Origin of the sequence: Mucilaginibacter sp. (genome assembly GCF_025359345.1) — a bacterium.
Classification (GTDB): domain Bacteria; phylum Bacteroidota; class Bacteroidia; order Sphingobacteriales; family Sphingobacteriaceae; genus Mucilaginibacter.
In genome coordinates this window covers 294,281-309,031 of sequence record NZ_JANYGQ010000028.1, presented here as the reverse complement: position 1 = coordinate 309,031, position 14,751 = coordinate 294,281, and the positions used below count along the sequence as shown (strand labels likewise).

At 43.7% G+C, this 14,751-nt stretch carries 15 protein-coding genes; 9 read left to right on the top strand and 6 right to left on the bottom strand.

What is annotated here, in order from left to right; genetic code table 11:
* Positions 1–117: 117 nt before the first annotated feature.
* A complete protein-coding gene (locus Q0R52_RS19775; RefSeq protein WP_295797431.1) occupies positions 118–894 on the top strand; it encodes an NUDIX domain-containing protein in 777 nt (258 codons plus the stop codon).
* Between the two features lie 57 nt (positions 895–951).
* Here Q0R52_RS19775 and Q0R52_RS19770 read toward each other — a convergent pair whose 3' ends face one another.
* The 3 genes from Q0R52_RS19770 to Q0R52_RS19760 all read right to left on the bottom strand — a co-directional run bounded on the left by Q0R52_RS19770 (position 952) and on the right by Q0R52_RS19760 (position 6,910).
* On the bottom strand, positions 952–3,162 hold the full coding sequence (locus tag Q0R52_RS19770) for a hypothetical protein (RefSeq protein ID WP_295797430.1): 2,211 nt from the start codon (positions 3,160–3,162) through the stop codon (positions 952–954).
* A gap of 68 nt (positions 3,163–3,230) precedes the next feature.
* Positions 3,231–4,145, bottom strand: a complete 915-nt coding sequence (locus tag Q0R52_RS19765) for a 2OG-Fe dioxygenase family protein (RefSeq protein ID WP_295797427.1) — start codon at positions 4,143–4,145, stop codon at positions 3,231–3,233.
* 11 nt (positions 4,146–4,156) lie between these two features.
* A complete protein-coding gene (locus tag Q0R52_RS19760; RefSeq protein ID WP_295797422.1) occupies positions 4,157–6,910 on the bottom strand; it encodes an alpha-L-rhamnosidase in 2,754 nt (917 codons plus the stop codon).
* Between the two features lie 272 nt (positions 6,911–7,182).
* Between Q0R52_RS19760 and Q0R52_RS19755 the strand changes: the two genes are divergently transcribed.
* Complete coding sequence (locus Q0R52_RS19755; RefSeq protein ID WP_295797419.1) at positions 7,183–7,539, top strand: hypothetical protein; 357 nt, start codon at positions 7,183–7,185, stop codon at positions 7,537–7,539.
* A 41-nt stretch (positions 7,540–7,580) separates the two neighbouring features.
* On the opposite strand, the gene Q0R52_RS19750 is transcribed toward Q0R52_RS19755, so the two are convergent.
* Positions 7,581–8,240 carry an RNA polymerase sigma factor gene (locus Q0R52_RS19750; RefSeq protein ID WP_295797416.1) on the bottom strand — a complete coding sequence of 220 codons (660 nt, stop codon included), beginning with the start codon at positions 8,238–8,240 and terminating at the stop codon, positions 7,581–7,583.
* A gap of 89 nt (positions 8,241–8,329) precedes the next feature.
* On the opposite strand from Q0R52_RS19750, the gene Q0R52_RS19745 reads away from it, so the two are divergent.
* Positions 8,330–8,848 carry a GNAT family N-acetyltransferase gene (locus Q0R52_RS19745; RefSeq protein ID WP_295797413.1) on the top strand — a complete coding sequence of 173 codons (519 nt, stop codon included), beginning with the start codon at positions 8,330–8,332 and terminating at the stop codon, positions 8,846–8,848.
* Between the two features lie 202 nt (positions 8,849–9,050).
* On the opposite strand, the gene Q0R52_RS19740 is transcribed toward Q0R52_RS19745, so the two are convergent.
* Together Q0R52_RS19740 and Q0R52_RS19735 are read right to left on the bottom strand one after the other, a co-directional pair.
* Entirely contained in the window at positions 9,051–9,401 is a 351-nt protein-coding gene (locus Q0R52_RS19740; RefSeq protein ID WP_295797410.1) for a DUF488 domain-containing protein, read from the bottom strand.
* A gap of 54 nt (positions 9,402–9,455) precedes the next feature.
* Positions 9,456–10,412, bottom strand: coding sequence for a 3',5'-cyclic-nucleotide phosphodiesterase (locus Q0R52_RS19735; protein WP_295797407.1), 957 nt, complete (start codon positions 10,410–10,412; stop codon positions 9,456–9,458).
* Positions 10,413–10,612: 200 nt separating this feature from the next.
* Here Q0R52_RS19735 and Q0R52_RS19730 point away from each other — a divergent pair, with 200 nt between their 5' ends.
* Genes Q0R52_RS19730 through Q0R52_RS19705 form a run of 6 tightly spaced genes read left to right on the top strand, consistent with a single transcriptional unit; the run spans position 10,613 to position 14,751 of the window.
* Positions 10,613–11,332, top strand: a complete 720-nt coding sequence (locus Q0R52_RS19730) for an SDR family NAD(P)-dependent oxidoreductase (protein WP_295797404.1) — start codon at positions 10,613–10,615, stop codon at positions 11,330–11,332.
* Positions 11,329–11,925: a hypothetical protein gene (locus Q0R52_RS19725; protein WP_295797402.1), complete on the top strand. Its 597-nt coding sequence runs from the start codon at positions 11,329–11,331 to the stop codon at positions 11,923–11,925. The genes Q0R52_RS19730 and Q0R52_RS19725 overlap by 4 nt, the downstream gene beginning before the upstream one ends.
* A gap of 1 nt (position 11,926) precedes the next feature.
* Positions 11,927–12,202: an acyl carrier protein gene (locus Q0R52_RS19720; RefSeq protein ID WP_295797400.1), complete on the top strand. Its 276-nt coding sequence runs from the start codon at positions 11,927–11,929 to the stop codon at positions 12,200–12,202.
* 3 nt (positions 12,203–12,205) lie between these two features.
* Positions 12,206–13,558: a beta-ketoacyl synthase N-terminal-like domain-containing protein gene (locus tag Q0R52_RS19715; RefSeq protein ID WP_295797398.1), complete on the top strand. Its 1,353-nt coding sequence runs from the start codon at positions 12,206–12,208 to the stop codon at positions 13,556–13,558.
* A complete protein-coding gene (locus Q0R52_RS19710) occupies positions 13,506–14,366 on the top strand; it encodes an SDR family oxidoreductase (RefSeq protein WP_295797394.1) in 861 nt (286 codons plus the stop codon). The genes Q0R52_RS19715 and Q0R52_RS19710 overlap by 53 nt, the downstream gene beginning before the upstream one ends.
* Positions 14,350–14,751: a 4'-phosphopantetheinyl transferase superfamily protein gene (locus Q0R52_RS19705; RefSeq protein WP_295797391.1), complete on the top strand. Its 402-nt coding sequence runs from the start codon at positions 14,350–14,352 to the stop codon at positions 14,749–14,751. The genes Q0R52_RS19710 and Q0R52_RS19705 overlap by 17 nt, the downstream gene beginning before the upstream one ends.

Here is a 14,751-nt window from a genome sequence, read left to right as displayed (position 1 = left end):
TTGCTTATTTAGTAGATTTTACAAAATGTAAGGCAAAAAAAGTATTTTATTATTTAGTAATTTTTACTAAATAATTATTTTTACTAAATAAACCTTGCAGAATGTTACTTTTACGCTATGAATACGCAAGCCGAGATTGATGATTTTGTACTCAACGGACACCTGTACTATATCCCGCATGTATCGTTAGACTGTGCAATTTTTGGCTACCATGATCAGCAGCTAAAGCTGTTGCTAATAAAACATAAGGCAATTGATGGCTGGTGCCTGCCCGGCGGCTATATAAAACGAACCGAGAAACTGGTGGAAGCTGCAAACCGCAACGTAAAAGAACGTACCGGCATTGACAACCTGTTTTTACAGCAATTTAAAACTTTTGGCGACCCCAACCGCGCCCGTATGGATGAGTTTGATGAAGAAAAATGGTTTGAAGCAACCGGCATACGTATTACCAAAGACAACTGGCTGATTGACCAAACCATATCGATTGGCTTTTATGCGATAACCGATTTTTCGAAAACAGAGCTGCAAAAGGATATGCTAATTGAAGATTGCGCCTGGTTTGACATAAATGAACTACCAAAGCTGGAATTTGACCACGACGAAATGGTTAGCGAGGCCTTGCATGCTATGCGCGTACAGCTATACCACTATCCCATCGGTATTAATATGCTGCCTGAAAAGTTTACCCTTTCGGAGATACATGCGCTTTACGAAACTTTGCTCGGCAAGAAGCTTGATGTAAGCAACTTTCCAAAAAAACTAATAGCACTCGGCTTGTTAAAAAAACTGGATGAGAAGCGTAGCATTGGGGCCCACCGTTCGCCGCATTTGTATGTTTTTGATAAAGAGAAATATAGCCAGGCGTTGAAGGATGGGGTGGTATTGAGTTAATTAAATGCGGAAGTCGGAATGCCGATTGCGGAATGATTTTTTGGTGGGATTCGACCGTCACTTCAATACTTCAAACTTTTCTTCATCATAAACAACGCCATTGGCAGTAACTCCCTGCACAATAACAATGAAATTTTCGCTTATGTCGCCGGTGTAAAAGCTAAATTCCGTTGGTTTGTCGTTTGTTAATTTAATTTGGGGGTTCCAATATAATGTAGAATTGTATAACGGTTCGGCGTTATTTATATCTGTTTCACTATAGGGGTAATATTCTTTGTTCAGATTTATACCTTCAAAACGGATAAGGCTTTGATTTTTTGTTTCACAGCCGGAGTAAACGAACGGGGTATTGTACTGTATCCAGCCATCTTTCAGTGGCCCATGCCTATAATATACATGTCCTTGTAATGGACTTGAAGTACGCTCTGTATGCCACCTGCAATTAAGTGCGCCGCACCAACCTACATAATCACCACAGGCATTGGTGTGCATACCCGGCGTAGGTTCAGTTCGGTACAGCGGCCCCCTTGCTCCCTTTATCTTAACTTCTTTCAGTAATACCTGGCTCTGCATTACGGATGAAGGTAGTTCATTATATTTTTCGCCGGTTTGCGCAGGCTCTGACGCTACCTGTACATTGGCAGCTATATACCGGTTGATTTTATCGAAGGGATCGGTTAATTTAATACGGGTATTATATGATATCTCCCCTGTAGCAAACAGTGCTAATGGTTTATTATCCGGTGTGATAAGGCCGTCGCCGGGAATGGTAAAATTGCCCAATTTATCAGTATTGATGAAAAATACGCCGGGACTACCCATTAATGTTAATATCATTGGTTTCCGCGGCTGTTTGTCGTGCACAGTTATAAATCCATGAAAACGCGGGACAGAGTCGACAGGCACGGCATATGGGGCAGCATTGTCAGTATACCTCCGCCATCCCCTTATCAAGAGTACATTTTCGAGATATTTTTTTCTTTCCGCCATCCTCCCATCCCGGTTAAGCGATGCTGGGAAAGCATTTAAGTTTTGGTCGAGATATCCATAATTTTCTATATCGTTAAAATATCGTTTGTCTATACGATTTGCCTGAACGCATGCCACCGAAATAAGCGCCTGTGTAGCGTAATCGGAATTTAAGCCGAGTTGAAAAGATACCTTTTGCCGTTTGCCGTATTTTTGAGCAGTCGTTTTTATGCTGATCTGCGGGGAGTGATCGTAGTGAGCAAAAAATATACGCTCGGCGCAGGGTCTTAAATTTTCGTTATAAATAGTAATCGCCGCTAATCCCCGGGGCAAACTATCCAGCGTTATTTTAAAAGTATTTTGTTTTTGCAGATCGATATCGGTTAATACATAAAAAGTTTGCCGGTTGTTATGCACTGCAATATGAATTTTGCCAATAAGCGTACCGGCGACTTTAAAAACCAGTGTATCGTGCACCATTGCAGAAGACATAGTAAGCGTAATGCCCTTTTCATTTGCCAATGGCAGGTTAAAAAGACTTTGATTTTCGGCGCAAATAACTTTTACCGCATACCTGCTGCCAGGTTTAGGATTGATAAAAAATTTGCCCAACCCGTATGCGGAAGTACTGATGGTATCGATAACGTCCTCGTCCTTCAGCAGCACCGCGTTCAATTTTAATAGCGCGCCTGTGCCATCCTTGGCTTCCCAGCCAACGTATTGGGGTAAGTTTGCCACCATGTCGCCGCCTTCCGGGTAAAATTTAATGCTGATTTTAGCAGAGTCTGCCCTTGTTAAAGCCGGCCTTTGCGCGGGTTTAGGCTGAACTTTCGGGTCGGGCTGTTCAAGGCGTTTTATGGCGATGCGCTGTATAAACAATGCCTCTGGCCGCCCTTTTACAAAATGATTGGTATAAGCAATTATCGAATAATCACCAGCCAAAATCGTATCGGGAATTAATATGCTTCCAGAGGACCCAGCACCCGTTATAACGAACTTTTTTTGTATCGCGATAGTGCGGTCGCTATTTTTTACCAACGCCACGGAAAGAATGTCTGCTTTATTGGTAAGCGTATCATTGTTCAGCAGATAGGCAGTAAACCAAATAGTCTCATTGGGGAGATAAACCGTTTTATCGTAATGAACAAAAAGTTTGGCGATTTCATTTGCAAATGTGGCGTTTATTAATTTTTTTAATGTGTCGCCTGAAGTTGGCTTATCCTGCGCCCAAACGGTGTAGTTGACAGATATGATTAAAAAACAAATTAAAACCCGCTTAAAGCCATAAATCGAAATCATGTGTTCAAAGGGTTTTAGGTAACGCTTGTTATAATAGAAAAGCAATTTAATGGTTTACACCTGAATTTTCAAATGCTATTTTGTTTAAATTGAACAGGTACAGGCCCCATGGGCGTATTGGCTGGCGGTATTTTTGCACTCATGATGATGATATCCCTGGTGCCCCTCCCCCCATTTGCGCTGGCATCGGCAACTTTAATCTCTGTGCCATAATGCCATACCCTTTTGTCGTTCCAAAATATCAGCTGCCCTGCAGGTACCACAGCATTAAATATCAATTCGTCGGTCTTTTTGCCATTGTCGTCCATTACATACTGGCTCACCCCTGAATCAGCAGCGAGGTTATTGCGGTTAACCACCAGCATGCCTACATGGCGGTTGCCGTCCTGGTGAAAGCCCTCAACTGCTGGCAAACCTGTGCGGGCGGCATTGCAATCAACCCTTTGAAACTGGACCAATACAATAGCATCGCCCCAGCCAAAAAATGTGGCGTATTGAATCAATAGCTTGTGGAAATCGTCGCTGTTAGTTATATCCGTACCTATTGGTGAATATTCCCTGCGCATACCGCCGTGCACCGGGTTGTATAAAATGGATTGCTGCATGGCGTATTGCGGCAAATGCCAACAGCTATACCCTGTTTCATCCGAGTGCCAGATGGGTTTGCTTGTACTTAGGTAGCGGCTACTTTCAACATCATTCAAACCACTTAGCTTATTCACCGTTTTTATATGCTCATCAATCTCTGCTACCGCACCAGCCATTTGATGCTTTACCCTGAACCAGCCTATTGATTTATAGCGATAGCCTTCTTTAATATAAGGGTCGACCGGAATTTCATCAAAAACCGACTTCCAGCTACTCACATCCATAAACTCAGCAGTATCAACCGCTTCATATAAAAAGCCGGACAAGTCCAGTTCAACCGGCGGTTTACCGGGACCTGCATTGGTGTGATTAGATATTGGCTTATTACTAGTCATAACATTAGCATTTATTGGTGCGTTTCCTTACCGGATAGCGTGTATTCTCCCGCTGGTAAATGATATTCCAAATATCCATTTTTACCGCCGACATATTTTGCGTAAGCCGAAGACACCTTAACACCGGCTGCATTTGGCGCAGGAAAACATACAGTAGCCGCGCTGCCCGGCGGCACAGTTACGGATAAGTAAAGACCTCCGTTTTTGCGCTCCCAGGCGGATTTTATCAAGCCAGCCGGCGAATCGTAGATTGCTTTGGCCCAGTTCATCTGCTGTTCGGTTAGTTTAGGCGGATGGATAACAAACTTTTTAAAGCCCGGCACATCAGGATCGCGGCGAATGCCGGCAACGCCATCAATATACCAGGCACCTGGATACAAGTACGAGCTATGCAGCAGCGAATGGCCGGGCAAATCCTTTTCCCACATCTCCCAAAGACTGGTGGCCCCGTTTGCCTTCATATACCCCCAACCAGGGTAGTCAGTTTGCGACGTCATAGAATAAATCAAATCATCACGCCCCAAACTGCGCAGCAGTTTAAACAACATGGCCCCGCCGGTAATACCTACGTGGATATGCCCTTTGCGTACTACTAATATTTCTTTTTCCAGCCTTTTAATTACCAAATCCCGTAACGCAGGCGGTGGTACTTCTGCCAATAACGCCGCAGCTAAATCTCCCATTGAACTATCGGCATAACTATGGTCATCTTCGTGATAGTAGGTAGCCTGTATGGCCATGCTGGTTATAGCCGCTTGTTTTTCCCAAGCTATAGCTTCTTCCTTACGGCCAATTTGCCGGGCAATTTTGGCAGCAGTACGCAGGTTATAAACCCAGTAGCAGTTGTTAAAGCATATATTCTGCGGCTTGCCATTATTCATTCCTTCAACACCTGCGTTTGGCCAAAGCCAATCGCCCAAAAAGTCCCAGTCGCCGCCAAAGCGTACCAGCATATTGTTCTGCGCATGCGAGTTTAAAAACGCCAGCCAATTTTTTATTAAATCGAAATTCTTTTCAAGCACACGGGTATCGCCCTGTTGCTGGTATAGCAACCATGGCAGCGATATTACAATGCCTCCCCAGCCCGGTCCGCCGCCACCCCAGTAAGTGGGCGCAGTGTGCGGCAATATTCCATAATCGGCATTGCCACCATAGTTTGATGCGTCCAGCGAACGGGTGCCCTGTACATCGCGCCAGTCTTCCATCCACTTGGTGTAAAATGCGCCAAGCTGGTAGTTATATAAGCCCGATTCGGATGTAGCATGCGAGTCGCCGCCGTAACCCATGCGTTCGCGTTGCGGGCAATCAACTACATAACCACCCAACGACAGGTTTTCAAAATTCCATCTCACCTTATCGTATATCCAGTTTTGTAACGAGTCGGAGCAGGCGAATGTGGCAGCATTATCGTAAGCGGTGCGCACTACCCATCCTTTTATATCAGTTAACGCCGGTTTTTCTTTCAACCCACTGATAGTTATCCATCTGCCCGAACTGTAGTTAAAACGATTTTTAAACGTGCCCTCGCCGCTTGCCCCTAAAATATAAGCACTGTGGATGCGGAACGTCATATCTTCTTTTTCCCGTTCCGAAAACTTAATATCGATGCGTTGCCCCGGCTGGCCTTTTAACTTAATTTCTGTCCAACCCGAAAAGTTTATACCCATATCAACCCTGTAAGTTCCATCGGGACGTTGTTCAATACCTATAGGGTGGATTTCATGATATAACCTATTCGGCTCCACCATTTGAGCCGATAGTGTCAGGCGTGGATGAAATACCACTGCCTGCTTCCATGTGGTTTCATCGCAGTTTGCCAAATTCCAGTCGGGTATTTCTTTTGAGGCATCCCAGAGTTCACCGCCCATATTCAGGAATTTCCATTGCTCCAAAAGCTTATTGGGGCTCGGGTGGGTTTTCCAGGTCTCGTCGGTTTTTATGCGCAAGGCAGCTTGCTTATCATCCCCAGCATTATATAAATCGGCTTGCGCGGTCACAACTGGTGCAAGAGGTTTGTCGTCGGTATGGTACGAGGCATATATCGACCACGACGCGCCAAGCCATATCGCAATTACATTTTTGCCAGGTTTCAATTCAGCGCTTATGTCATAGCCAACATATCTTGCACGTTTGGTATTATCACTCACGCAGGGCGAAAGCACATCTTCCCCTATTTTTTTGCCGTTTACATACAACTCGTGGTAGCCTATTGATGCAACAAACATCATCGCTTTTGCAGGTTTTACCGTTAAATCAAAGGTTTTGCGTAACCATGGGTCGGCTATGGTGCAATTTACCTGGGTGGGGTCGTTCACATCGCCCGTACCGATCCATGCGGCAGACCATTCTGCATGATTAAATAAACCGGTGCTCCAATGTGCCATCGAACTCCAGGCAGAAGTCTTCCCCAATTCATCCTTAACGCAAACCTTCCAACAATATAATTTATCAGATACCAGCGAATTTCCGCTATAAACCACATGCTGCATCTCATCCGACTTTACCCAGCCAGAATCCCATACATCACCTTTACCTGCATTTAAAATGTCTGCAGATGAACTAACCAACACCCTGTATGCAGTCTGTCGTTGTGCAAAAGCATGTGGGTTGGTAGCGGCTAATGTCCAGCTTAAGCGTGGCACAGTTTCATCAATGCCTTCCGGGTTTACCAGGTATTCGCAACGCAGGTTTTCGGGGCGGATACTACTTTGCGCGTTTAAAATATCAGGCAGGCAAAGCAAAAATAGCAGCAATAGTTTTTTCATTCGGGATATTTAAGCTGATGGCAGCGGTTTACACAACAGAAATACATTTTTAATTTGTTTTAAGCAAATATGTAATGTCTTTTATACAGGTTGTCACCCATAAAATGTGCAATTGTGAGCAGTATTGGTGCAGTAAAAAGCAATTAAAACAATAATCATCTCATTACTAAGGCATTAATAACTTAATATTAATGCACAAAAACACTGTTAACATAATGATAACATTGAACTAACTTTAATATAACCTACCTTTGCAGCAATCCATAAACCAAATGAAAAAAGAAAATACAAAATCGGCCGCTAAAGCTGCACATGCAGCAGAAAAGAAAACTATTAAAGAAAATTTAATAATAGAATTGAGGGTATTTGCCACAAAACTTGGCCATACTACCAAAAAGATTGAAAAAGACATTGAGAAAGCGGCCAAACAATTGGCAAAAAAACTGGCAAAACCGGTAAAAAGCGAACAAGTTAAAGCCACAAAGGTAAAAGCTGAAACTAATGCTGCGCCTGCTGCAAAAGCCTCAAAACTTGTTGCCGTTGATAGCAAGCCTGCTGTAGCTGCACCAAAAGCTGTAAAAAAGGAAACAACTGCAAAAGCTGCGCCTGTAAAAAAAGCAACTAAATAAAGCGTTAAAAAAGATTTACGAAGTTTCACAACTTCGTAAATCTAATCGCATTGGGTGCTGGTTCCAATTCTATGCATCACAAAATCAACCACCACATCGCATCTTACTAAATTAAACTCAAACAATTGTTGCGGCCGCCAGTAACTATCCAGTTCATCGCGCAGCATTTCTTTAGCACGGCTCAAGCGGATTTTTACGTTCGATTCGCCAATATTAAGCGCTTCCATTGTCTCATTCGTGCTCATTTCCTGAACCTCGCGCATTACAAATACAAGCCTGTATTTTTCGGGCAATTGGGCAACCGCGTTTTCAAGAAGTCCTCTTAGTTCTTTATTAATAAGGCCTTTTAATGGAGTATCGTTATGATAATCGTTACCAGTTTTTTCCATCAGCACTTTTTGAAGTTTTAATTTTCTTTTTTTATGCAGCAGGCTTTCATATATCAATATCCGGGTTAACCACGTCCCAAAGCTGCTGCGGCCCTGGAAACTTTTCAACTGCTGGTAAGCATTAATGTAAGCCGTTTGCATAATATCCTCAGCTTCCTTGTCATCATTAATAATCGACATACTGATGCGATACATCCGTTGGTTATACTTGCGCATTAAATGCTCGTACAAATGTTGTTCACCTTTAACTACCCTGTCAACAATTTCTTCGTCGCTCATTTTTAAATTAAAAGTATCTTTGGCCGTAATCATTAAAAACAGGGTTTTATTAAACGATAGTGTATCCTGATGCAAAAGGGTTACAAAAATTGTAAAATACCTGATTAATCAAGTCCATCAAATTGATAACCATAACACAGTGCGATATTAGCCAGCTTTATTTATTAGCCGAAATTGCCATAACATCCTACAAACAAACCTACAACTATTTATGGCTCGATGAAGCTGAAGCTTATCTTAAAAAATTTTATCATACGGCTGACTTTAAGGCAGATATAGCGAAACCCGGCGTTTATTATTTTTTCGTTTACGCCGATGATGAACTGGTTGGTTATTTCAAATTAAAAGAAAGCCTAAGCTCGCTTAATTCCGAAAAAAAATGCCTGGAAATAGAAAAGCTATATTTACTACAATCGGCCACTGGTAAAGGTATAGGCAAAACTGTTATGAACTTCATTTTCGACTTTGCAGACAAAAAACAATGCGCCACACTGTTATTACAGGTTATGGAGAGTAGCCCGGCAAAGTTATTCTACGAATCGTACGGCTTCAAACAAACCGGCAGAGCCCGATTAGATTATCCCTTTTTGATTGATGAGTTCCGCTGGATTTTGACGTACCTTCTAGAGTTAGAGGAATAACGCCTACCAAGAAATTCGGTTAACGCCACCTGTATACTGGCTTTTTGAACACCAAATGTTCCTTTGCTTGTTGGTGACAACACTAACAAGTTCGAAGCATTCATAAATGAAACAATTTGACAATCAGCATGTTTTACAGCGTTCCGGGTGTTCCGCCTGGGAAAATGGAACGCTTTGCGGCAAAGTTCAAACCCTATTCCTATTAACGATTTTGCAAAAATTCCAGCAAAACAAGCGCGTGATTTTGCTCTGCATCCCTCGCTGCATATAGCAACGTAACCGTTTTGTGTTCCTTTATTAACAACAATAGCTCATCCACTGCGGGGTTATCTTTCAGTTCCAGCAGGTATTTATGCCTGAACTCGTCCCATCTGCCGCCATCATGGTGGTACCATTTGCGCAATGCATCCGTTGGGGCAACGGCCTTCAACCATAAGTCAATACCGGCGTCTTCTTTTTTCATGCCGCGCGGCCATAAACGGTCGACTAATATTCTAAAACCGTCAGATTCTTCAACGGGATTGTAAATGCGTTTGATGGTTATGTTGTTCATATTCAAAACGTCGGTTAGTTTTCCGAGAGGCAAAATATTGCGTCTTGGAAAAGTTCATAAATCAATCTCCTTCCCCTGCTCCGGAAATATCAAATTAAATCCCAATTTATTCGCCGCTTTTACCTCTGCTTTTATTTTATCAATATTGACCTGCGGCGGTTTTACGTGTGTTATTATCAAATTAAATCCTTTAATCGCGTCCGCGCCAGTTAAAACTGCCAGATTATTCATTTCCTTCATTAGCCAGTTGGGGGTGAAATGACCGAACAGCGTTTTATCGGGCTGAATATTCGGGAACGAGGTTTCAATCATTATAGCTTTAAGCTTTTTGCTTCTTATCAACCGGGCAACCACTTCCCATAGTTTATGCAGCTTGTTGCTTTTTTCAATCTCATCCGGACCGGTATCGCCTAAATACAAAATATAAGCACCATTGCTTTTTACTAAAAATGCGGTACTGGTAAGACTGGAATGGCTTAACGGGTAGGCGATAACCGTCATTGCCGTATTTTTTATGGCGATGCTACTATCGGGCACCAATGGCTGATAATGGTATTTTTTTAGCAGCGGTGCTTCTCCTTCATCGGCAAAATTGGCCCAACTTTCCCAGGTAAAATAGTGGGTTTTGATAGTTTGTAATGTGCTGGCCAGTCCGTAGATGGTTTTAGCGGTATCATCGGGCGAATTGATAATTAGCCCGGCCAAATGGTCGAGATGGGCGTGTGAAATAAAATAGCCTTTGATGTATTTGCGGAGCACTTGCTCAACAGGCAGATTAAACACTTTATTGGCGATAGCCTTTTCAATACCGGCATGCAGCGTCCCCGCATCAAGGCAGATATAGTCGTTGGTGCCCGTTGCCGCCACTATATAGGCTGACAGGTTGCTTTCGTCAGCCCCGCCTTTTACGCCAAGCGGCACGATTTTAAAGGATTTTGCCTGCTGCGAAAATCCAGCCATAGGCAACAGCAGCAAGCATAAAATACTGAAAATAAAATATTTACGATACATATTTCGGAGTCTTGCGGAGACTTACGGAGTTTTTTAAACTTCCTTAGTCTCACGGTTCACTATTTATGGGTCAAATATTAAAACAACTTGCCGAAATTATTATTATAAATCAACATATTTGCTGTAAAGATTAAGACGAAGTTTAACGATTTGTTAACCTAGCCTCTGATCTCCAACCTCTAATCACTATAACAGTCCTGATGGAGAAACGAAAAATATTAATTACCGGTGCCAGTAAGGGTTTAGGGCTGGCCATTTCGAAAAAGCTATCAGGCCAATATACTTTAATATTACACGCATCAAAACCCGAAAGTTTTACTGAGGTCATCCCGGGTAGCCATATTTTATGCGCCGATTTTTCGGACGCTGAAGCCATCAATACCTTTTGTAAGCAGCTAAAAAAAGAACATGGCGACTTATACGGCGTAATCAACAATGCCGGCGTAACTTATGACAAACCCCTAAACTATCAGCCCGAGCGCGAAATTGACGCCATGCTGAATGTAAATTTAAAAGCTCCGATATTGATCTGCAAAACAGCTATGAAAATATTCAGCCTTACGCAGGAGGGGGTGATTATTAACGTCAGCTCGGTTGTAGGCGAAAGCGGCAATGCGTTTCAGTCGGTTTATGCAGCTACCAAAGCGGGCTTAGCAGCGCTATCACGCTCGTTGGCACAGGAAGCGGCCGCCACAAATACCGAGCACAAAATAAGGGTATTAAGCGTCTCACCCGGTTTTATAGAAACCGATATGACTGCAGGCATACCTGAAGCTATCAAACAGAAATATTTTAATATGATACCGGCTAAACGATTTGGAAGGGTTGATGATGTGGCGGATACAATTGAGTTCCTGCTATCAGACAAGGCATCATACATTAACGGCACAAATATCCACATCAACGGCGGTTTAATATGACAGACGAAGAAAAAGCAGGTTACCTGGATACTATTCAACACGGAAACCTCGTGGGTGTAGATCCTGTAAATTTACTGCTTCATGGCCCTACCAAACGACTGGTGAGCAATTACCATTGGCATTCGCCTAACAAAGGTATCGTAGCTAGCTACTCCCCCACCGAACGGGATGTTGAAGACCACTTCAATGTATTCCGCGGGGTCGACCAGATTGAGGCTTTCGCCCAGGCCACTATTGTATCGTGCGCTACTTTCCTCCAATGCCGCAAACAAAATTGTTTGCCTGATGTATTGAGGGATACATTTGTACCGGCATTTATCAGCATTGGCAATGTTAATTTTCAGAATTACCTGGAACTTGGCGATACCTTTATCAGCATCGGCAACATAACATTCTGGAAATGGCGGCAAATGGTTTGCGATGGACGCATTTACCGGGTACCAAAAGGGCTCGATTTGGATGAATATTTTAGTGATTTTACCGAGGAAAGATTATTAAAGTATGATATTAGCAAAGATTTTATAAAAGTGGCCGAGCTGCACGACATTACCGGCCGGGCAATACTGATAGAACAATTTAACAAATTAGCATAATATGGCAAACGAAAGACAAGAGATACTTGAAGGTTTACTGGAAGTACTGCGCACTGTACGCACAATTGACCCGGCAAAATTGGAAGGTGTTACCGAAGAAACCGACTTTTTAACTGATATGGACACTCCCTCGACCGAGTTGATCAACATTGCAGCTAAGGTTGAGCAAAAATTCGACATCGAGTTTGAGGACGAGGACATCGACCGTATGGGTTCGAAGGTTAAGGATGTTATCGATTTGATCATTATGGTTAGGGAACGCAGTGCAAATAAATAATTTATGAGTGTAGCAGGACGAAGAGTTGCAGTTGTTGGTATGGGCGGTGCTTTTCCAACCTGCACGGGGCTAGATGAGTTTGATAAAAAATTATTTACCGGCCAGAGCCTCATACGCGAGTGGCCCAAAGCGCTGCAATACCCAAAGCAAATCCGTTCGACCGTAGCGGGTTATATTACTGAGCCGGAAATGAACCTGGAAGCTATTCACCCGGTACCGGAAACAGAATGGCCGGAAACCTACGTAGACCACCTTGGTCGGATACCCGACCTTAACCTGGCCACAGCCGACCTCGGTTGTGTTTGGGCCATGATCGGCGCGCTGGAATCAATTGAAATGGCGGGGTGGACAAAGGAAGAAACCGAATCGGAACAAACCGGTGTGGTTGTTGCTTCGGGCGGCGGCGGCAATGTGGTATCGCGCCACGCATGGCACGCATTTTACGAACTGGGCAAAAAAACCCGAATGGCTGGTTCACATACAGTGGACAGGGCTATGTCGTACCGCGAGGCAGCCAACGTATCGTGCCTGATCAGAAATAAAGGCGTTTGCGAATCAATTATATCAGCCTGTGCCACAGGGCTTGGAAATATCGGTTATGCCTATCGCCTGATAAAATTCGGCCTGCAGGACCGCGCCATTTGCGGCGGTGTTGAAGGTACAGCACTTGAAACTTTCATCGGCTTTGACGCCATGCAGGTATTGAGCAAAGGATTCGCACCTGAACAAAGCTCCCGCCCTTTTGATGTAAAACGCAATGGTTTTGTTTGTTCATTTGGCGCCGGTATTGTGGCGCTTGAAGAATATGAAATGGCAAAGGCGCGAGGTGCAAACATATTGGGCATTATAGATGGCTACTTCAATAACTCCGACGGTGACGGCAATATGTTCTATCCATCATACGATGGCCAGCGCCGTTTATGGAAAGGCTTAATGGCGGACGCCGAAATTAAACCTGAAGTGGTTAAAGTACACGGAACAGCTACCCCGGTAGGTGATATTTTAGAGCTGATAAGTGTTGTGGATACGTTAGGCGAAGATGGCTACCATATAGCTGCTCCAAAGGCGCAGTTTGGCCATATGCTCGGGGCCGCAGGTTCGGTAGAGTTTATCGCAACCCTGTTAATGCTCAAAAACCAAAAGGTGTTGCCTTGTATCAATTCTGATGAGTTGAATACTGAGCCGGAAAACTTCCAGAAGAAAGACGGCTGGCAGGGCTCAGATAAACCTGCAGCAGCTTACAGGCACTTAATCTCGCAGGAAATAGTAGAGAAGGAAATTAACCAAATAGTTTGTTTAAATTATGGCTTTGGCGGTACAAACAGCGCCATGGCAGTTTCGCGGGATGATAGATAATACAAATAAGGTTGCGGTAATATTCGGTGTTCGGAACGAAAGCTCCATAGCGTATGATATTGCGATAAAATTACACCGTTCGGGGTGTAAAGTGGCACTAAGCTATGTCGCTGATACTAAGAACGAAGTTTTATACCTGATGCAGCAAAACGGCATGGATACCACTTTATCGGCGCAGGTTGAAATAAGGTCGGAAGCGGAAATAAGCGCGTTTATGCAAATGGTTTACAATGCAACCGGCCCCATTGATTACGTGCTGCACGGTGTAGCCTTTGGCAGCCAGTCGGTTATGTGTTATAGTTTGCCGGGTAGTAACGAACCTGCTCCATCTTATATCGATATCCCGTTCGAGGACTTTATGGATGCGTTTAATATCAGCGCTTATTCGCTGTTGCGCGTTGCCCGCGTGGCCGCGCCATTACTGGCAAAGGGTGCATCGATATTAACGCTTACTTACAATGCCTCACAGAGGGTATTCCCTGGCTATGCAGGCATGGCTATTTGCAAGGCCGCACTGGAGAATATTATGATATACCTTGCCAGCCATTTCAGGGGGACAGGCATAAGAGTAAATGCTATTTCAGCCGGATTGGTAATGACAACATCATCCGGTGGCATCTTCGGCGTACGCAAGCTGCGCAAGATGGGCAAGTTTACAGCCCCGCTTGGTAACATTGATGCAGGCGATGTAGGCGATGCCGCATTGTACTACTTCTCTGATTTATCTAAAAAAGTTACCGGTAATATTCATTTTGTTGATGGCGGGTTTAATGTAATGGGGCTTGGCGTAGATGGAGAAGGAAATTAAAACAGCACTGGAAGAACTGATACCCGCTCAAAAATTTTCGGCAGGCAACGATATTGTGTTTATTCCTGATTTCGAAAAATCGTTTACACCGTCGTTTAAAGCCAAAGTTTATACTGAAAACGAAATAACTTATTGCGAACAGTTTGAAAACCCGCTACTCCGTTATGCTTCAACATGGGCCGCTAAGGAGGCTGTTTACAAAGCCATAAAACAAGTTGATCCATCGGCCCTCGGTCCAAAAAAAATTGAAATAACGCGCGATAAGCCAGTAGGCAGGCCGACCGCGCTTATTCATCGAGAGGGGCCTAAGTTTGACATCGGCCTTTCCATTTCGCACGATGGGGATTATGCCTGGGCGATAGCATTTATTGAAAACATTTCATAA